This window comes from Ornithinibacillus caprae (genome assembly GCF_009728145.1).
GTDB classification, from domain to species: domain Bacteria; phylum Bacillota; class Bacilli; order Bacillales; family Amphibacillaceae; genus Ornithinibacillus; species Ornithinibacillus caprae.
Genome location: NZ_WOCA01000019.1, coordinates 17,143 through 37,571 on the forward strand (window position 1 = coordinate 17,143; position 20,429 = coordinate 37,571).

Consider the following 20,429-nt stretch of genomic DNA (forward strand, 5'->3'; position numbering starts at 1 on the left):
GGTATCCTTTTGCAACATTTACTTAACAAACAAGTATTGGATATTGAAATATCAGGTATAAGAAAGTTTTTTAATATGGTTGCAGATGAAAAAGATATTATTTCACTGACAATTGGACAACCTGACTTTTATACGCCTGAACATATAAAAAATGCAGCAGTTCTCGCATTGAATGAGAATAAAACATCCTATACGCCAAATGCAGGAATCTTAGAATTACGACAAGCAATATCTAAGTTTCAAGAAACAAATTATGCACTTAGCTATAATCCTGATTCAGAAATCATTGTCACTACCGGAGCTTCACAAGCTATCGACATAACATTTAGAACCATTCTCAACCCTGGAGATGAAGTGATCCTACCAGGTCCTATTTATCCTGGCTATGAACCATTAATAACGTTAGCAGGTGGAAAAGCAGTTCATGTCGATACAACTAAGGATAATTTCAAACTTACAAAATCAAAACTCGAGGAACATATTACAGATCACACAAAATGTGTAGTCATCCCCTATCCATCAAACCCTACTGGCGCATCATTCACAACGAATGAACTACAGGAAATTGTTTCTGTCATCAAGGACAAGGATATATTCATTCTAGCAGATGAAATATATAGTGAGCTTGTCTATGATCACAAGCATGTTTCGATCGCTAGTTTTGCGGATATTAGAGATCAAACCATCGTTGTTAACGGCGTATCAAAATCACATGCAATGACAGGATTTCGAATTGGATACACACTTGCCCCAGAATGGTTAACTAAACACATGATCAAGGTTCATCAATATAACGTATCCTGTGCTACATCAATTAGCCAGTATGCTGCACTAGAGGCTTTAACAAATGGGAAGCAAGATGCGATTATGATGCGAGAAGCTTATAAACATAGACGTGATTATGTTCATGAGAGATTGGTTAAAATGGGACTACCTGTGGATAAGCCAGCTGGTGCCTTTTACTTTCTACCAAAATTTCCAATTGAAAAAATGAATTCATTTGAACTAGGTTTACAATTAGTTCGCAAGGGGAAGGTTGCCTTAGTACCTGGAAGTAGTTTCTCTAGCTTAGGGGAAGGATATATGCGTCTTTCGTACGCATATGATATGGATACGTTAACAAGAGGATTAGATCGAATAGAAGAATTCTTACAAAATGAAGAATTACGATAAATGCATTGGGGTGAATACACACTCGTAATCCCCCCCTCCCGTTACTTTCAAGGATAGTTTATCTATTCTTTTCTTTATCATTTGTCTTTATTTCATTGTATATGTTTAACAATCGATCTAGTTCTTGACTTAAGGTAATAGATTCTAGACTTGTAATACCTTTGGATAATGCAACTTCTGTCATTTGATTACGCAATGTTTCTATTTGGGTGAGGAGTTTGTCAGTATCATACATGTTAAAGTTAAAGGAACCTCCTTTAAGTAATTAATACTACTTTAGCACAGTTATACAAGGAAGAACATGTTATTGTTAATTATTTGCAAATATTTGTTAAGCTCTTTATTACTTCTTTATTATGCTATATAGTTAAAGTTGGTATAATAATATCACACAGATAAATAGAATTAAAATGAGAAATTATTTCCTATAATTACCGATATTTAATCATTAATTGCTTTGTTATTAGAGAAAGGAATGTCTTTTTTGGCAAATGTAAAAGAGAAAAACGAATGGATTGAATGGCTTAAAGCTATCATTATTGCTATTATTCTTGCTGTTATTATTAGAAATTTTTTATTTGCCACATCAATCGTTGAAGGTGACAGTATGGACCCAACCCTCGAAAATGGAGAACGGGTTGTATTTAATAAATTTGTATATTTAGTTGGTGAACCTGCACGCGGGGATATTGTTATTATACAAAGACCACAGAAAAACTATGTGAAACGGGTAATTGGGTTACCAGGAGAAATCATAGAAATTAGAGACCATAAGCTGTACATAAATAACGAACAGTACGAGCAAAATTTTCTAACAGAAGATGCAATTAATCATACAGGAAATTTCGGGCCGATTGAAATACCAAAGGATAGCTATTTCGTAATGGGTGACCATCGTGCAATTAGCAAAGATAGTAGGAATGGTTTAGGGTTTATTACTGAAGAAGAAATAATTGGAAGATCAGAATTAGTCATCTTCCCCTTATCTGAGATGTCTAGAACTAGATAAGTCTATAACAAGGTCCAAACACCTTTGTTTGGACCTTTTCTATTTCTATTTTTCATTATCTAATATGCAGTACCCTATATTTATAGCTAAAATTCCGAAACAAATAATTCCAAAAGCAACTTCCCAAACTCCCATTAAGCTGCACCTCCTTGAACTACTTTATGTATAATTTAAAAGATTATTCAGTGAGATTTTACCGTAGAAAACTTGTCTTTTACAAACATGATTCATCCTGTATAAATAAATCCTAGGTAAATTCACTTAGCAAACCTATCCTTTATTATCATACCAAGATTCCTCCCCTAAATAAAGAAAAATATGATAAAATGAAGTGAAACTTCAGTGACAATCTAGCAAAATTGCTATTTTCATAAGAGAAGGTGATTCTATGCTTCACTGCCCGTACTGTGGGTCAGGTGTTAAGGAAAATGAATTATATTGTATTACTTGTGGTAAGGAACTTCCAGATGACCTTAATCATCGTTTAGAAGTAAAGAAACGATTGAATCGATTATGGTATATCCCTATTATTACCGTAATCATACTATTTATTTCCACAAGTATTCTTTACCTATATTTACAAAACCAATCCTCCCAAGCAAAAGAATATTACGAACAAGGTGAAAAATTCTTAGCTAATAGTGAATATGAGGAAGCTAGAGAGTACTTTAAAAGTGCTCTACAACGAAAGCAAAACTTTGCACAAGCAGAAAATGCACTAAGCTTTGTAGATGATGCTACTACTGTTAAAAAAGCTATTTCAGCTGCTGATTCTGAATTAGAGAAAGAAAATTTTCAAGAAGCACTTTCTGTATTAGATGATGCGGAAAGATCATTAAAAAATTACGATGGTAGTGCAGTTAATAATTTAGTAGATGAACTAATCCTTCATCGAAATGAAATTAAAGTTGAGCAGCTTAAAAGTATTCTTTCTCAAAATCCGACTATTGATGAATTAAAAACATTACTTTGGGAAGCAGACGCTATTAAGCAAAACGAAGCAGAGAAAATTGTTGAAAGCATACGTAATCAAATCATTGATTTTACATTTTCAAAAGCTAGTGAACATGTATCAAACAAACAATTTACAGATGCACAAACTATCGTTGAAGATGGTTTAAAATATGCACCAGAATCAGAAAAGCTTGGAAGTTTAAAAACAACTATAGAAAAAGAAAAGCTCTCTTTTGAAGTAACTCAAGAGCAACGTATAGAGCAAGCAATCAACGTAGAAGCAGAGGAACGCGAAATTAATGAAACCGATGCGATTGAGCTTGTCTCTGTGAAAATTGAAACGGATCAACAAGGTAATATCGTTGTTAAAGGTGAGGTAAAAAGCATTGCTTCTGACCCAGTAAATTCTGTCCTAGTAGATTATTCTCTACTTGACAATAACGAAAATGAATTTTTATCAAATGAAGTGTACGTCTATCCAGATACACTCTATCCCCAAGAAACAGGTAAATTTGAGTTTACACACTATGACATTCAAGAAGATATAGAGAAAATTGACATAGACGTTAATACAATAACTTGGTATCTAAATTATTAATGGAGTGATTAATCCATGCGTCAAAAACGATATCCACCAATTATCCTAGCAATAATCATTGGAATAATTGGATTAACGATCATCTTAACCATGTACATGAATTGGAATGAACAAGAGATATCTGTTAATAACCCAATCATTAGTAAGGTGGAGATTGATTCACAACCACAAAATTTAAAGAATATTATTCACCAAACAGAAAAAAACGTCGTTCAAATTGAAGCGCAAAACGAATTGAGCACATTAACAGGCTCAGGATTCCTTTATAATGATCGAGGAGATATTATTACGAATGCACATGTTATTCAAGATGCGGAGATTATCTACGTACGTACAGCAAATGCTCGTATTTATCCTGCTGCTGTGATTGGTATTGGTGAAGATACAGATATTGCAGTAATTCGTGTCCCCCAGTTAGCTGGAGAAAGCGGGCTCCCTATTGAAACCGATAATCCAACTGAAATTGGGGATGAAGTAATTGCTCTTGGAAGTCCACATGGCTTTCAAAACACCGTAACCCTTGGAATTATATCTGGTACCGAACGAAATTTTTCTGTGGAAGGATTTAATTATACGAATGCATACCAAATCTCAGCCCAGATTACGCAAGGAAATAGTGGCGGACCACTTCTAAATCGAGAAACCGGAAAAGTAATTGGAATTAATTCTGTCGGTACAGATGACGGTACATTAGGTTTTAGCATTCCAATAAACGATGTAATAACACAAATAGAAACCTGGTCCAATGAAGCCCAAAATGAACAACTGCATTTTACTAGTACTGAGGATATGATCAATTCATTGGATCCCGAACAATTTAAAGAAGATGCCAACTATATCGTCGAATACTTCTTAGACAGTATTTTGATTAGAGATTATGTAAGTGCCTATTCGCTTTTAGGTGATTCCATGCAGTCTTCCACATCGTATTCAAACTTTAGGGAGGGCTATATTCAAATAGTAGATTTAACGTACGAAAATATGACAAGTAAGTTAACGGATGACAACCAATTAAATACTACCTTTAGTGTTACAATTAAAAGAAAGTTACCCGACGAAGAAGAATTACACACAGAAGATAAAACCTATCGATTCACAATTGGTTATGAAAATGATCAATTAAAAATAATAAACATAAATATTGAAGAGACTGAATCTTAGATCTACTGGATAAGAAATACTGTAATAGCATTGTTACCTTTAAAATTCCCCTAATCTTTCAAGGATGTGTGGATACATTTTTTTATTCAGGTTATATAAAAGGCACGATCATCTAAAAAGAGATGATCGTGCCTTTTTGGCAGATAAGAAATTATATGCTTTCTTATGCTGCAAAAGTGCAACTAAGGCTTTTGCCATAAAGGTTTGGCAAAAGCCAAGTTTTCTAATTTATCACACACGGAAAAACTTCGTTAACTGCTTTGGTGGTAAAGGTTTACTGAAATAAAACCCTTGCATTTCATCACATCTTTCCTGTGTTAAGAAGTTAAATTGTTCCATTGTCTCCACTCCTTCAGCGATCACTTTCATATTTAGGGAATGAGACATATGAATAATGGATTTAACGATTGCTTTATTTTCTCTTTGTTCATCCTTTAAGAACATTTTATCTATTTTCAACTTAGTAATTGGGAATAAGCTTAAGTATTTAAAAGATGAATATCCAGTACCGAAATCATCAATCGATACAAGTACACCCAAATCTCTTAAGTCCTTTAATGTCTTTAATATATAATCTTCATTAGACATAGCCATACTTTCCGTTATCTCAAGCTCTAGGTAATATGGAGAAAGACCTGTTTCAGCCAAAATTTCTTTAATTTTATCAACCAGACTTCTTTGATGGAACTGCTTCGCAGATAAATTAACACTCACCGTAACAGGATCATACCCTTTATCCTGCCACACTTTATTCTGCTTACAGGCTTCATACAATACCCAATCACCAATTTCAATGATTAAGCCTGTTTTTTCAGCCAGCGGAATAAACTCAGCCGGTGCAATATATCCTTTTTGTGGGTGATTCCATCTTAATAAAGCTTCTAACCCTACCACTTTTCCTGAACTAAGATTTTTTTGAGGTTGATAATGTAGCTCAAATTGCCCTTCTCTTAGTGCCTTCCGTAATTCTGTTTCCATCGTTAAACGCATTTTAAAGTTTTCAGAGATAGATGAATCAAACAAATTATAATTATTACGATGTTTCTCTTTAATAACATACATTGCCGAATCAGCATGTTTGATCAAATCATTCGCATTCGTACCATTCTCTGGAAAAATACTAATCCCTATACTTATAGAAGTATAAATTTCATAATCTTCAATTTTAATTGGTTTTTCAAACGCAGCTATTATCTCTTCTGCTAGATCAACTGCCGCCTCTTTCGTGGATGCAAGTCGGTGTAGAATTAGAAATTCATCACCGCTCATTCTAGCAATAAAGGTGTTCATATCTAAGAAGGATTTTAACCTTTCTCCACATGCTGTTAATAATTTATCTCCAAAAGAGTACCCTAAGGTATCATTTATTTCCTTAAAGTAATCCAAATCAATGAAGTAAACAGCTAATATTTCACCCGATTTTTTTGCCTCATCAACGGCCTCTTTTAATACTTTGTTAAAAAAATTACGGTTTGGAAGATCTGTTAATTCATCATAGTAAGCCATATACTCAATCTGATTTTCATTCATAACACGCTCTGTAATATCTTTGAAACTTGCTACTTGGATAATGGATCCTTGGTTATTGTATGGATAATCAATGACTTCAACATGGAATTTTGATCCATCCTTCTGTATTCCAATTAATTCATATGGGTTAACTGAATTCTGATTACTGAGCTTTACAATACTCTTTTGATCAATGAGACGAGTAATTTCCATCCCTTTCATCTCAGAAACAGAATACCCAAACATAGTTGCAAAGTTAGGATCACAATCAATAATATGATGTTCCCCAAACATAACAATACCTTCTTTATCAGCAAATGTATTTTCATTTATATACTTTTTAATCTCTTCTGACTTATCTTGTAAAGACAATGGATGTACGATTAGACAAAATACATTATTAGAAACTAGAATTGATTTTACTTCTAGCAAACTTCCCTTTTTGTTTCTTTGATCCATTAAAAGATGAACCTCATTGGATTCCTTAAGTAAATCAAAGTCTATGAAGTCAAATATCGATATGCCCTGTAGGCTTTCCAAACCCAAGACAGAATTAGCCTTGTTATTTGTTTCAATTATTTCTCCGTCATCTTGTACAAAAAGGACAGCTTCCTTTAAGGAGGATAATATTCGATTATGCATAGGTAGTACTGTTTTACCATTTGTCATAGATTTTATCTCCTAACTCCTTCAATCAAACCATAATTATCCAATAATGATTCTTTCTTTTGGATAATGGAATTTTCCGTTTTGTTTATTATTTTTAAACATAAATAAAAAAGTAATAATCCCTACCCTACCAATAAACATTAAGATCATAAGAAGAATTTTACTAAACGTTGTCAATTCTCCAGTAATACCTAATGACAGCCCTACTGTACCGAAAGCTGATGTTATTTCAAATAAGATTTCGGCAAGGGTAAACGGCTCGACTATTGATATCATTAATACCGATATAAATACTGTCATAATCGCCATTAACGTTACCGTTACAGCCTTCATTAAATCAGATTCATGTACTTCTCGTTTAAATATACGTATACTATTTCCACCTCTAGCATACGTTATGATGAAAATAACAACTAATGCAAATGTTGTTGTTCGTATCCCACCACCGGCACTACTAGGTGAAGCACCTATAAACATAAGGAAAGACATAAATATATGATTTTGCTCCGTTAGCTGGCTAACATCCATGGTTGATAATCCCCCACTTCTAGTAGTTACAGATTGAAACAACGCATAGAACAACGCCTCATGCCAGGTTTTATCAGCAAAGAAATTCCCCATGTCAAATAAGTAAATAAATAATGTTCCAATAACAATTAAAAACAAAAAGGTCGTAGTCGTTAGTTTTGTAAATAAACTAAAACGCATAAAATTTCTCTTATCATATTTCGCAAATAAAAAATCTTTCACTTCTATTAAAACTGGAAATCCGATAGCTCCGAAAACGATCAATAGAATATGTACAAATTGCACAAAATAATCGTTTTGAAACGGCACTAAGGACTCGCCAGTAATATCAAATCCACCATTTGTTATACCACTAATGGTACTAAAAAAACCATTTAAATAAGCTTCTCCAGCTGTAGGAAAGTACTGCAAGTAATATGTACCTAGAATAAGGAATCCAATCAATTCAATGGTTAATAATACAAGAAAAATTTGTTTGATTAGACGAACCATTCCTTCGAATGTTGTTTGATTCTGATCGGTCATAATCAATCTACGTTCTTTTAAACCAATTTTCTTGCCTAAAATGAGCCAAATAGAAGTACCTATCGCCATTACTCCAACTGCACCTAACTGCATAATAAGGGCTAAAATAATAATACCAGTTGTACTCAGTGTGTCTGCAACTGTAATCGTACTTAAACCAGTTACACTTAAAGCACTTATAGCAGTAAATACTACATCGATAAATGGTATGCTTACTCCTTTTTGATACGCTACGGGTAATGCTAATAATGCAGTAGATACAACTGCTGCAAGAAAATAAAAAAGAAAGATCATTCGAACTGGAGACAAATTCTGTATCCATCGAAAGAAGAAATTCGAACTAAACATAACTAATACTCCTTAAGTGCCTATTCTTATATCGGCTAGATTGGTTATTATTATAGCAGTTCTAGACAAGAATTTCCTCTATTTTCGACAAAATTACATATTCACTATACAATTAATAGAGAAGAATATAAAGTAATATGAAAAAATTTAAAATTTTATGAGCTTTCACCCCTAAATATTTTGTGTTCAGGAGGTTGATCATGGAATTAACAGCTGAATTAGGAACGAAAATTATTGACGAAACAAAGAAACTAATCGATGAGAATATTATTATAGTAGATAAAGAAGCAACCATTATTGCGAGTACTGACACCACACGTATTGGAGACTTTCATGAAGGTGCAAAGCAAACGATAGAAAAGAACACGGTAACGATTTTAACTAGTGAGCATCAAAAGAGCATGAAAGGAATTAAACCTGGAGTTAATTTGCCAATAACCATTCATAAAGAAGTAATCGGTGTGATTGGTATTACTGGAAATCCAACTGAGATCATACCCTTCGCCTCCTTAATGAAAAAAATGACAGAGTTGCTAATTCGAGAAAGTATGTATATCCATGAATCTGAATGGGCTGCAAGAGCTTTAGAAGTATTTTTTCTTGATTGGGTACAGCTAGAGACCGTACCTCAAGATTTTATTCAACGTGCTGAAGTTTTAGGAATTAACCTAAAATCCAAACTACTCTGTACATTAATATATATTCATCAAAACAATGATGCTCACAATATGAATGAATTAATAAACTGGTTGGAATTAACGCTAGATAGTACAGTAGTCAGATGGGGAAATGATCGATTACTAATGGTTACAGAAGAAAAGCAACGTAATGCTTCAGCGAACTACTTACTTTCAGCCCTAGATTCCTTTAAGTCCTATGCCGAGTCTAACTATGGTAGTAAATTATCCATCGGTGTTGGTACAGTTTTTGATACAAAAGCAATCAAACCTTCTTACCAAAGGGCTGAAAAAGCTTTAAGAGTCGCAATGAATACCAATAGTATCATTTTTTATGAAGATCTATTATTAGAAATTTGTTTAGATGATGTAGATGAATCCATAAAAGTTGAATTTATCAATCGTATTATTACACCTCTAAAAAAAGAACCTGAATTACTAAACACACTTAGAGCTTATCTAAACAATAATCTCCATGTGAAAAATACTTCATTAGAGTTGCATATACACATAAACACACTACATTATCGATTGAAACAAATTCATCAGCTAACGAATCTTAATCCAAGAGATACCTATTCCATTGCGTCGTTTTATACTGCACTTTACTATTTAGATGAAAAAACAAATTAATATTGTTTTTTCGTCTTTTTTTTGTATTATCATCTATATAATTCTAGTGATTGATTCTATAAAATGAAAATAAAAAAGTTAGGAGCTAAATGATGCTTACGGAAAATATAATCAAGACCCTGCAGAAAATTGTTGGTAGTGAAAATGTAGATTGTAAGAAATCAAGTTTACTAGTATATTCCTATGATGCTACCCCGCAATTTCAATCCCCACCAGATGCAATCGTATCACCAAGAAACACCAAAGAAGTGTCGGAAATAATAATACTTTGTAATAAACACCATATCCCTATTGTACCAAGGGGGTCAGGTACCAACCTAAGCGCCGGAACAACTCCTCTAGAAGGTGGAATTGTCTTATTGTTTAAACATATGGATCAAATTCTTGAAATCGATGAAGAAAATTTAACCATTACGACTCAACCTGGGATTATTACAAAGGATTTAATTGAATTTGTTGAATCAAAAGGATTGTTTTATCCTCCAGATCCTAGTTCCATGAAAATCTCTCAAATCGGCGGTAATATAAATGAAAATTCTGGGGGATTACGTGGTTTAAAGTACGGAGTTACACGTGACTATGTATTGGGATTAGAAATCGTGCTACCTAATGGAGATATCATTCGTACAGGAGGAAAATTGGCTAAAGATGTAGCTGGATATGACTTAACTAGATTATTTGTTGGCTCAGAAGGAACGCTTGGAATTATTACAGAAGCTACTTTGAAATTAATACCAAAGCCAGAAACGAAAAAAACAATGTTAGCATTATACCAAGATCTTGATGCAGCCGCGAGATCTGTATCTGCGATCATCGCCAATCGAATAATACCTGCAACACTTGAGTTTTTAGATCAACCTACCTTACAAGTAGTGGAAGACTTTGCTCAAATCGGACTTCCTACTGAAGTAAAAGCGGTTTTATTGATCGAACAAGATGGATCCCCTGCAATTGTTGAGAAAGATATGAATAAAATCGCAGACATCTGTCGAGAAAATAATGCGGTAGAAGTTTCTATTGCTAAAACCTATGAAGAAGCTGAAGCACTAACAACTGCTAGAAGGGCTGCTCTTTCCGCATTAGCACGCTTGAAACCAACTACTATCCTTGAAGATGCTACGGTTCCACGATCTGAAATAGCCAATATGGTCAAAGCAATCGAAGAAATTGCCCAAAAACATCATGTTAAAATCTGCACTTTTGGCCATGCTGGGGATGGTAATTTACACCCTACTTGTTTAACCGATATCCGTAATGAAGAAGAAATTGAACGCGTAGAAAAAGCTTTTGAGGAGATATTTCATAAAGCGATTGAACTTGGGGGAACTATTACTGGGGAGCATGGTGTTGGTGCGATGAAATCTGCTTATTTACACTTAAAAGTTGGAAGTGCTGGAGTCGAAGCTATGAAACAGATCAAACATTCCTTGGACCCAAACAACATTATGAATCCTGGTAAAATATTCGCAAAATCGGAACGAAAAAGAGTGGTGGTAGCTAGGTGATGAAAACTATAGAAAAGCAAAACATTCAACATGAATTTAAAGAAAAAATGGATTACGATGAATTGTTAAACTGTATGCGCTGTGGATTTTGTTTACCTAGCTGCCCTACCTATATTGAGTCAGGAAAAGATGAAGCACACTCTCCTCGTGGAAGAATTGCTATGATGAAAGCAGTCGTTGACGGAGACCTCGAACCTGATGAAGATGTGAAACGCTCTTTAGATCTTTGTTTAGGTTGCAGGGCCTGTGAACCAGTTTGTCCATCTGGTGTAAAGTATGGTCATCTATTGGAGCAAGCTAGAGATATTATTTATCAAAACAAAAAGCAATCCATACCGGAAAAGACAGTTCGACACCTGGTATTCGACCAACTCTTTCCCCATCAAAAGAGAATGATTGGGTTTACTAGTTTAGTTGGATTTTATCAACGTTCTGGCCTTCAAAAACTAGCAAGAAATACCGGAGCAATGAAAATCTTACCTGCAAATTTACAAGCAATGGAAAAAGTGTTACCAGCAATTCCTAAGAAAAAGGAAATGAAAAACCGAACTAGACATATACCAGCATTTGCAGAAAAAAAGAAAAAAGTTGCTTTTTTTGCAGGTTGTTTAATGGACACCGTCTTTCTTTCAACCAACGATTCCACAACAAAGCTACTCCAACATGCCGGATGTGAAATCGTTGTTCCCGATACACAAGGCTGTTGTGGAGCATTGCATGGCCATAGTGGAGAAAGAAATAAAGCAAAAAAAATGGCGAAAAAAAATATTCAAGCATTTGAAGAATCAGAAGTCGATTATATTATTACAAACGCCGGTGGCTGTGGGGCTTTTCTAGTTGATTATGGTCATCTATTAAACGATGATCCATACTGGGCTGAACGAGCTGCTGCTTTTTCAGAAAAGATCAAAGACATTTCAAGTATATTAATCGAATTAGAATTTCATAAACTTGACTTACAAGTAGATGAACAAATAGTTACGTATCAGGATTCTTGTCATTTGAAAAATGGTCAGAAAACCTTTATGGAGCCACGTCAGTTGCTACAATCTATTAAAGGTGTAACCTACGTTGAAATGCAGGATGCAAGCAGATGTTGTGGCTCAGCAGGGATTTATAATATTGTGGAATCCGAGATGTCCATGCAAATTCTCGACTATAAAATGGAACAAACAAAGAAAACTAAAGCGAAAACAATCGTCACTGCTAACCCTGGTTGTCTTTTACAAATGAAGTTAGGTATCGACCGAGAAGGTTTGCGGGAAGAGATGGAAGCAGTTCATATCGTTGACTTCTTATTACGAGCATTGGAAAAAAATTAAGCTAAAAAATACTATTAGGAATGCACCCTATAACTGGTGCGTTCCTATATTAGTTCTTTAAACTTTTCAAGTAACTCTTCTCCTTGATATCCTTCATCAATTAATTTACGTAGCATTTCTTCAATTTTGCTTTTACGCTTATCAATAATGGTCCCCATAAATAATACATTGATACGCTCTCCACCGATATCATTGATACCAATAATAGAAGTTATAAATGTTGCAGGATCATTACTTTCTTTTGTAATAACCACCTCTACCATTATTTCTTCATTTTTATCACGTAAATTGGTAAAGTAATCCTTATAATCCGATTGTACATATGCTTCTATTACCCATCGATTTTGTTCATCTTCTCTGTTTATAATTAAACCATCATATAACGTTATGGATTTCTTAACTAATTCTTCATACTCATTTTCTAAAATTTGTAAGGCTTGTAACTTAAATGTTTTCACCTCGAACCTCCTCCCTATTATTGTTAAGGAACCTGCTTAATTTTATTTTACCAAACTTCCTGTCATACATATAATGATATTTTCTCATTAGGGTATGTTAAATGATATAGAAAGGAGCGATTACGTTGACAATAGTTTTTATTTTTATAATAGTAATTGTTTTACTCATAGCCTTTTTAATTTACAACTTAAATACTAATAATCGTGACAGAAGGAAGCCGAATGACTTAAACGAGGAATATATTTCACAAGGAAGTCGCAAAAATATAGAGGACCCTAAAAAGCTGTAGCTAAACATCACGTACTTAGTGATGTTTTTTTTATCTCTGAAATATAAATTAAGTATATAATTAATTTATTATGGTATAGGAGAGTTAGGATGATTAAAAAACTTTCATTTATATTTTGTATGATTATACTTGTTACTGCTTGTTCCAAAAGTGAACCAGCTCTTGTCAAGAAAGATACTCCTCCTTCTCAACCAAAAGATAGCCCAGAATTGATTGAACAACCAAATGATGATGAAGAAACGGATGAATTTATTGAATTTACCCTAGAAGATGAAGTAGTAATGATCAACTTACATTTAGTACCGATACTACGTCAATATTTACATGCTGTCTCCAAACGAGATGAAATAATCAAAGAAATGAATATCCAACGAATACATGAAGAACCTGATAACAGCGTTTACTTACTTGAATTTTCTTGCAATCATGTGCTATGCTCATACTTATTATTGGATCAAAGCAAAGAAAACACAGGACATCTAGTTGCGGATCTCGCAACATTATCTTCCGTCAAATTATCACCAGATGAGACTAAATTATTGTTGGTATTTCATCGAGAATCATCGCTTCCCCTACCCATGGCAAATATCGTTGTCTTAGACCTTGAAAAATGGAAGGCTGTAAAACTTGAAAATATTACCAATGATGATTATATTCTAAATTATAGTTGGCCAATTTTGTCCGCAGAGTGAAATGATAATGAGACGATTTCTGTTTCCATTCCAGATATTATTGAACCTACTCAAGAATTAATTGTCAATTGGCAAGGAGATCTCAAACCAACTACTTCAATACTATATAAAGCGCAGCTGGAGTAAAAAAAGGAGTTATTTTATGAATAAAGTAATTGAAACAATTCTTGATCACCGATCTATTCGAACATTTACGAAGCAACAATTAACTAAAGAACAAATCCATTTAATTGTTCAATCTGCTCAACAAGCCTCTACCTCAAGTTATGTTATGGCCTATTCCATTATTGGTATCACGGATGAAAGGATTAAGGAACAACTTGCTAATATTTCAGGCCAACCTTACGTCAAGGATAATGGACATCTGTTTGTGTTTTGTGCAGACTTACACCGTATCCACCAATTAGCATCACCAGAAGAAAAAACTGCAATTGAAGAAAGTCTAGAAACAACGGAACAATTTATGGTTGCTATTATAGATACAGCATTGGCAGCCCAAAATGCATGCCTAGCTGCGGAATCAATTGGGCTTGGGGTTTGTTACATCGGAAGTCTCAGAAACGATATAAACCGAGTTAACAAAATCCTAAATCTCCCTCCCTATGTTATACCTTTATTCGGATTAGCTGTCGGTTATCCAAATGAACAACCAGAAAAAAAGCCTCGATTACCATTTGATTTAGTTTATCACGAAAACGAGTATAACAATCAAAGCATCTACCAATCACTGCAAAATTTTGATAAAGAACTAAATCATTATTACCACAACCGTTCATCCAATGTAAGGAACGACACATGGTCTGATCAAATGATGCGGAAATATAAAAAGTTAGAACGATTAGATGTTACAGGATTTGTTAAGGATAAAAATTTTAATAAACGATAAAAGTAAAGATGTCCCCTCTGGGCATCTTTTTTTATGCTTTAGGAAATATCTAGTAAGTATATTTACGAGTAGATGAAAGAAGCTAAACAGTGAGGGGTTTAAAGGAGGTCAATTCAGATGACAGTCTCAACTCAAATTAAACAAACGATTGCAGGTCTAAAAAGTGCACAAGCAAGCTTTGAGCAATTTGCTTTACAGACTCAAAATAAACAAGCAAAACAACTTTATGAAAATGCTGCACAGCAAACCCAAACCATTTTACAAAGTGTTGAACCACGAATTCAACAAATTGAACAAGAAGAACCTCAATATAAAGGTTTTTAATTAGTTAAATTCACATAATAGGGGTGGATGTAGCATCCCCCCTATTTTATACCATGCACGAAGAAATGGGTGAATACTGATGCTTAATAAAAAGATACTAATACTAACAATGTCCTGTTTCATTTTATTTGGATGTGGAGCAAATTCTAATCTCGGAACTAATGAAGAAAAACCCGTTGAGATTACCAAAATATCTTCTACAAAGAAAGGGACAAATCAAGATTTAGCAAATCAGGCAAAAGATTATTTAAGTAATAAACAAAACATAACATCTGTCAATGCAGTCAATACATCCAAAAAACTTGTTATAGCTGTAGAAGTTCCGCATCATGAAAGATTTCAATTAGCGAAAACAAGAAAAGATTTGCAAGATGAATTGAAAAAGAAATTTTCAAAAGTCGAAGTTGAACTATCAACAGATCAAAAAATCGTTTTAGAATTAAAAAAACTGGAAGAAAAGTTACAAAAAGGATCCATGAAGAAGAAAGATTTAGAAAAAGAAGTAGATGATATTATTAGCTTATCAAAAGAACAAACCTAATAAGAAAGAGTGAAGGTAATATGGCAGATAAGAAAAAAAAGAACGTACCACCTTCCGCACAACAGTATCAATCCTTTCAAGATAAAAGGGAAGTTAAGCGTCCAATTGTAAAGAACTGTATTAAGGCATTCTTTGTAGGTGGATTTATATGTTTTATCGGCCAACTTATTTCCACGTTTTATATCCATTTTTTTAACTTTACCGAACAAACAGTTGGCAATCCCACTATAGCAACATTAATTTTTATAACCATGCTGTTAACAGGTTTTGGAGTTTATGACCGTATTGGACAATTTTCAGGTGCTGGTTCTGCAGTTCCTGTAACCGGATTTGGTAATGCGGTAATTTCTGCAGCTATCGAACATCGAACAGAAGGATTTGTCCTTGGTGTTGGTGGCAATATGTTTAAACTGGCGGGATCTGTCATTTTATTCGGTGTTTTTTCAGCATTTGTTGTTGCATTAATTAAAACAATCCTTATTCAATGGGGTGGATTGTAATGCTACAGGGTCATCGAACGTGGATATTTGAAAATAGACCAGTAATCATTTCCTCTGGGACAGTTGGAGGTCCTTTTGAGGCAAAAGGGAAAATACCTAATGATATTGATATTCTTCATGAAGATATGTGGCTAAACCAAGCATCCTTTGAAAAAGCTCAACAGATGATGATGGAAGAAGCATGTCAACATGCTATAAAAAACAGTCCTATACAAAAAGAACAGGTTTCCTTTTTTATAGGCGGTGATTTAATCAATCAGATAACACCTACGAGCTTTACCGCTAAAACAATTGGTGTTCCGTACTTTGGATTATTCAATGCTTGTGCGACGTCGATGGAGAGCCTTGCACTATCAGCGTTTCTTATTAATGGAAATGGAGCAAACTATATTCTAAGTGGTGCCTCAAGTCATAATGCAGCGACGGAGAAGCAATTTCGTTATCCAACCGAATATGGTGGCCAAAAGCCACCTACTGCTCAATGGACTGTTACCGGAGCAGGTTGTGTACTATTAGCAAAAGAAGGTATTGGTCCTGTGGTAACTTCTGCTACCATTGGAAAAGTAGTAGATATGGGCATGTCTGATGCATTTAACATGGGAGGCGCCATGGCACCTGCGGCCGTTGATACTATAACGGACCATTTGAGAGAGAGAGAGATAGATCCTTCCTATTATGACTTAATCATTACCGGTGATTTAGGGCATATAGGTAGAGAGGTCTCCTTAGACCTGTTTCATAAAAACGGAGTCAATATTGACGAAAATAAATATGTAGATTGTGGTCTTACAATCTACCGAGAAGATCAACCTGTTTTAGCTGGAGCCAGTGGTGCAGCGTGTTCTACAGTTGTAACCTATGGTCATTTTCTTAACAAAATGAAAAAGGGCGAACTCAATAAGATATTAGTTGTGGCAACAGGAGCTCTACACTCTCCTTTAAGTGTAAACCAAAACGATCCTATACCTTGTATCGCCCATGCAGTTTCAATTGAATCAGGAAGTGATACACTATGATATTTTTCTGGGCATTTGTTGTTGGAGGTTTAATTTGTGTAATAGGCCAAATTATGTTTGATGTGTTTAAATTAACACCCGGACATACCTTAAGTATATTAGTTGTTGCAGGGGCAATTTTAGATGGTCTAGGCTTATACGAACCTTTAATTGATTTTGCTGGAGCTGGAGCAACCGTACCAATTACGAGCTTCGGTAATTCGTTAGTACATGGCGCTATGCAAGAAGCCGAAAAACACGGAATTATCGGGGTAATAACAGGAATGTTTGAAGTGACAAGCTCTGGTATCTCTGCAGCAATTATTTTCGGTATGATTGGTGCTTTAATTTTCAAACCAAAGGGATAATGGGAAGCCTGATATCCCTCTCCCCCACCCTATGTATTTGGAGGTAATACTAATGACAGTAGGTTCCCAAGTTAAATCTTGCTTTTCAAGTTTAAAAAGTATCGAAGCAAGCTTAGAAACGCTCGCTTTACAATCAAATGAAATAGAGGCATCCGAAGCGTTTAAGAAAGCACAAGCAATTATGAAGGAAATTAAACAGGATTTAGATCAACAAGTAATATTCTTATCCCAAGAAGAACCTCAATACAAACAATAGAAAGGATAACTTGTTATGCCAGACTGGATTCAGATTGTGATCAGAGCTTTTTCTTTATTAATTATCCTATTTTTTATGACCAAATGGCTAGGCACAAAGCAATTATCCCAATTAAATATTTTCGAGTACATTTCTGGTGTAGTTTTAGGTGGAATAGTTGCCATTCATGTAAGTACATTAGATAGCCCAATCTATTTTGCGTTAATAGCTATGTTTATTTGGTTCATGATTACCTATTTAGTGGAATTACTTTCTCTGAAAAGCAAATCCTTTCGCAATTTTGCTCAAGGAAAAGGTACTGTCGTTATTCAAAACGGTAAAATTATGGAGGATAATTTAAAAAAGGAACATTTTTCTACAGATGACTTATTAGAAAGTCTACGCGAAAAAAATATCTTTAAAGTTGCTGATGTTGAATTTGCTCTTTTAGAACCGACTGGTAAGCTTAGTGTTTTACCTAAAAAGGAAAATCAACCATTAACATCAAAAGACTTAAACATTAAGCTCGCACCTGAACGAGAACCACAAACCGTTATAATGGATGGTAAAGTTCTGCTTGAACCGCTTGCAAATCTCTCTTTAAATACCAATTGGTTAGAGACAGAACTGGATAAATTGAATGTTAGTATTGAAAATGTATTCTTGGGGCAAGTAGATACGCATGGTCAACTAACCGTTGACTTATATGATGACAAGATCGCTGTTCCGAGTCCAACACAAAAACCATTATTACTAGCGACGATGAAAAAGTGTCAAGCTGATCTAGAACTATTTGCTTTAGCAACTGAAAATACACAGTCAAAACAATTATATGAAAAGAACAGTAAAAAGCTGCAAGAAGCCTTAAATATTGTAGAACCATACCTAAAGTAACATCCAACTGTAAGTAAAGAGGGATGTTACTTTCTTCTTATTTTCCATTACATAATTTTAGCGATATCGTGGAAACGTAAGAGGAGATACTTTAGGTGGAGTTGTTAGGATGTTAAAGAAATTATTAAAAAAAGTATATAGCAAGAAACCAAATGTTCCAGAAAAATCATCGACAGAGGACATTTTACGTAAAGAGATTCAATTAGATGGGAACCTAGAACAAACGCTTGGTTTCTTTAAAGAAATATACTCTTATCCAGATAATCAAGACTTCGTGATCAGAAATATACATATCAATGGAATGAGCAAAAAAGCTGCACTTATTTATATATGGACCATTACTGATGTAACATTAATCGATCAACATATTCTAACTCCATTAATCAGAAATAATAGTACATCTAGTAAGATTGAGGACATCGTTTCTATTCAATCTGTTGATACCAAAAACGTAATAAAGGATATTTTACCTGAAATCAATAAAGGTAGTGCTGCATTAATAATCGAGGGTGATCCACAAGCTTATTTATTTAGTGTAACCAATTTTGAAGGTAGAGGTGTCGAAAAGTCTGAAAATGAGACGGTCGTTAAAGGACCAAAAGAAGCCTTTACTGAAAAATCAAGTACGAACATTTCTCTAATCCGTAAAAAAATTAAAAATGAAAACTTAGTTGTAGAATCACTTACCATCACAGAACGCTCAAAAAATGATCTATTTATCATATATGAAAAAGACTTAGCGAATGAAAAGCTAGTTGAAAATGTTAGAGAACGAGTTAATTCACTTCAAGTGGATGCCATACAAAACCTCAGTTTATTAGAACAACATATAGAAGAGCGTAAGTTTTCTATCTTTCCAACCGTATTATATACGGAAAGACCAGACCGTGCGGCATCGTTTATAGAGGATGGCTATATTGTATTGATCATGGATAACTCACCAGCCTGTCTCGTGTTACCAGCTACATTTTGGTCATTTTATCATTCATCAGAGGATCATTATTTACGTTTTCATTATGGGAATTTTACTAGATTACTACGAATCATTGCATTATTTATTACGTTGTTCACATCTGCGATTTATGTAGGGGTAGTTACCTACCACGCAGAAATGATCCCCCCAGATTTATTACTAGCAATCGCAGCAACTCGTGAAAGAGTTCCTTTTCCTGCAGCAATCGAAGTAATTATTATGGAGCTTGCCTTTGAACTTATTCGGGAGGCCGGATTACGGGTACCTAGTCCTATTGGACCAACAATTGGTATTGTTGGAGCACTAATTTTAGGACAGGCAGCCGTACAAGCTAATATCGTCAGCCCAATTGTTGTAATTGTGGTTGCATTGGGAGGATTAAGTTCGTTTGCAGTCGGAGATATTAGTATGAATTTTTCCATTAGATTAACTCGTTTCTTATTCTTACTTGTTGCGAGTTTATTCGGTATTTATGGTATGGCTGCATTATTTACATTCGGTATATTTTATTTGGTATCACTCAAGTCGTTTGGTGTCCCCTACTTGGCACCACTTACACCAAAATATGTATCCTCTGGAGATACCATCTTTAGAAGAGTATTACAATACGAAATGTATAGACCAGGTTATGTGAAACCAAAGGATATCAAGAAGAAATAAGG

The 20,429-nt window shown here is 34.4% G+C and carries 21 protein-coding genes; 17 read left to right on the top strand and 4 right to left on the bottom strand.

What is annotated here, in order from left to right:
- Positions 1–9 precede the first annotated feature (9 nt).
- Positions 10–1,173: an aminotransferase A gene (locus GMD78_RS17965; RefSeq protein ID WP_155670865.1), complete on the top strand. Its 1,164-nt coding sequence runs from the start codon at positions 10–12 to the stop codon at positions 1,171–1,173.
- 58 nt (positions 1,174–1,231) lie between these two features.
- Here the strand turns inward: GMD78_RS17965 and GMD78_RS17970 are convergent, their stop codons facing one another.
- A complete protein-coding gene (locus GMD78_RS17970; protein WP_155670867.1) occupies positions 1,232–1,408 on the bottom strand; it encodes an aspartyl-phosphate phosphatase Spo0E family protein in 177 nt (58 codons plus the stop codon).
- A 240-nt stretch (positions 1,409–1,648) separates the two neighbouring features.
- Here GMD78_RS17970 and lepB point away from each other — a divergent pair, with 240 nt between their 5' ends.
- The 3 genes from lepB to GMD78_RS17985 all read left to right on the top strand — a co-directional run bounded on the left by lepB (position 1,649) and on the right by GMD78_RS17985 (position 4,895).
- A complete protein-coding gene (gene lepB, locus GMD78_RS17975; RefSeq protein WP_425495063.1) occupies positions 1,649–2,182 on the top strand; it encodes a signal peptidase I in 534 nt (177 codons plus the stop codon).
- 388 nt (positions 2,183–2,570) lie between these two features.
- Complete coding sequence (locus GMD78_RS17980; protein WP_155670871.1) at positions 2,571–3,734, top strand: zinc ribbon domain-containing protein; 1,164 nt, start codon at positions 2,571–2,573, stop codon at positions 3,732–3,734.
- Positions 3,735–3,749: 15 nt separating this feature from the next.
- Complete coding sequence (locus tag GMD78_RS17985) at positions 3,750–4,895, top strand: S1C family serine protease (RefSeq protein WP_155670873.1); 1,146 nt, start codon at positions 3,750–3,752, stop codon at positions 4,893–4,895.
- A 231-nt stretch (positions 4,896–5,126) separates the two neighbouring features.
- On the opposite strand, the gene GMD78_RS17990 is transcribed toward GMD78_RS17985, so the two are convergent.
- The gene (locus GMD78_RS17990) at positions 5,127–7,073 is read right to left on the bottom strand and encodes an EAL domain-containing protein (protein ID WP_155670875.1); all 1,947 of its coding nucleotides are present in this window, start codon (positions 7,071–7,073) and stop codon (positions 5,127–5,129) included.
- A gap of 36 nt (positions 7,074–7,109) precedes the next feature.
- Positions 7,110–8,474, bottom strand: coding sequence for a TrkH family potassium uptake protein (locus GMD78_RS17995; protein WP_155670877.1), 1,365 nt, complete (start codon positions 8,472–8,474; stop codon positions 7,110–7,112).
- Between the two features lie 200 nt (positions 8,475–8,674).
- Between GMD78_RS17995 and GMD78_RS18000 the strand changes: the two genes are divergently transcribed.
- The 3 genes from GMD78_RS18000 (at position 8,675) to GMD78_RS18010 (ending at position 12,611) form a co-directional block, all read left to right on the top strand.
- Positions 8,675–9,784, top strand: coding sequence for a CdaR family transcriptional regulator (locus GMD78_RS18000; protein ID WP_155670879.1), 1,110 nt, complete (start codon positions 8,675–8,677; stop codon positions 9,782–9,784).
- Between the two features lie 92 nt (positions 9,785–9,876).
- The gene (glcD, locus tag GMD78_RS18005; protein WP_155670881.1) at positions 9,877–11,289 is read left to right on the top strand and encodes a glycolate oxidase subunit GlcD; all 1,413 of its coding nucleotides are present in this window, start codon (positions 9,877–9,879) and stop codon (positions 11,287–11,289) included.
- Complete coding sequence (locus GMD78_RS18010; protein ID WP_155670964.1) at positions 11,289–12,611, top strand: (Fe-S)-binding protein; 1,323 nt, start codon at positions 11,289–11,291, stop codon at positions 12,609–12,611. The genes glcD and GMD78_RS18010 overlap by 1 nt, the downstream gene beginning before the upstream one ends.
- Positions 12,612–12,655: 44 nt before the next feature.
- Here the strand turns inward: GMD78_RS18010 and GMD78_RS18015 are convergent, their stop codons facing one another.
- On the bottom strand, positions 12,656–13,069 hold the full coding sequence (locus GMD78_RS18015; protein WP_343042426.1) for a YwpF-like family protein: 414 nt from the start codon (positions 13,067–13,069) through the stop codon (positions 12,656–12,658).
- Positions 13,070–13,448: 379 nt separating this feature from the next.
- On the opposite strand from GMD78_RS18015, the gene GMD78_RS18020 reads away from it, so the two are divergent.
- From GMD78_RS18020 to GMD78_RS18065, 10 genes are all read left to right on the top strand, one after another.
- Entirely contained in the window at positions 13,449–14,051 is a 603-nt protein-coding gene (locus GMD78_RS18020; protein ID WP_155670883.1) for a hypothetical protein, read from the top strand.
- 142 nt (positions 14,052–14,193) lie between these two features.
- Entirely contained in the window at positions 14,194–14,937 is a 744-nt protein-coding gene (gene nfsA / locus GMD78_RS18025) for an oxygen-insensitive NADPH nitroreductase (protein ID WP_155670885.1), read from the top strand.
- Between the two features lie 117 nt (positions 14,938–15,054).
- Positions 15,055–15,261, top strand: coding sequence for a DUF1657 domain-containing protein (locus tag GMD78_RS18030; RefSeq protein ID WP_155670887.1), 207 nt, complete (start codon positions 15,055–15,057; stop codon positions 15,259–15,261).
- Positions 15,262–15,340: 79 nt separating this feature from the next.
- Complete coding sequence (locus GMD78_RS18035) at positions 15,341–15,802, top strand: hypothetical protein (protein ID WP_155670889.1); 462 nt, start codon at positions 15,341–15,343, stop codon at positions 15,800–15,802.
- Positions 15,803–15,822: 20 nt separating this feature from the next.
- Positions 15,823–16,302, top strand: coding sequence for a stage V sporulation protein AC (gene spoVAC / locus GMD78_RS18040; RefSeq protein WP_155670891.1), 480 nt, complete (start codon positions 15,823–15,825; stop codon positions 16,300–16,302).
- Positions 16,302–17,318, top strand: a complete 1,017-nt coding sequence (gene spoVAD / locus GMD78_RS18045) for a stage V sporulation protein AD (protein ID WP_155670893.1) — start codon at positions 16,302–16,304, stop codon at positions 17,316–17,318. Before spoVAC ends, spoVAD begins: the two co-directional genes overlap by 1 nt.
- Positions 17,315–17,665, top strand: coding sequence for a stage V sporulation protein AE (gene spoVAE, locus GMD78_RS18050; RefSeq protein WP_155670895.1), 351 nt, complete (start codon positions 17,315–17,317; stop codon positions 17,663–17,665). Before spoVAD ends, spoVAE begins: the two co-directional genes overlap by 4 nt.
- 52 nt (positions 17,666–17,717) lie before the next feature.
- Positions 17,718–17,921: a DUF1657 domain-containing protein gene (locus GMD78_RS18055; RefSeq protein WP_155670897.1), complete on the top strand. Its 204-nt coding sequence runs from the start codon at positions 17,718–17,720 to the stop codon at positions 17,919–17,921.
- Positions 17,922–17,936: 15 nt separating this feature from the next.
- Positions 17,937–18,794 carry a DUF421 domain-containing protein gene (locus GMD78_RS18060; RefSeq protein WP_155670899.1) on the top strand — a complete coding sequence of 286 codons (858 nt, stop codon included), beginning with the start codon at positions 17,937–17,939 and terminating at the stop codon, positions 18,792–18,794.
- A 109-nt stretch (positions 18,795–18,903) separates the two neighbouring features.
- Positions 18,904–20,427, top strand: coding sequence for a spore germination protein (locus GMD78_RS18065; RefSeq protein WP_155670901.1), 1,524 nt, complete (start codon positions 18,904–18,906; stop codon positions 20,425–20,427).
- The last annotated feature ends 2 nt before the right edge of the window (positions 20,428–20,429 follow it).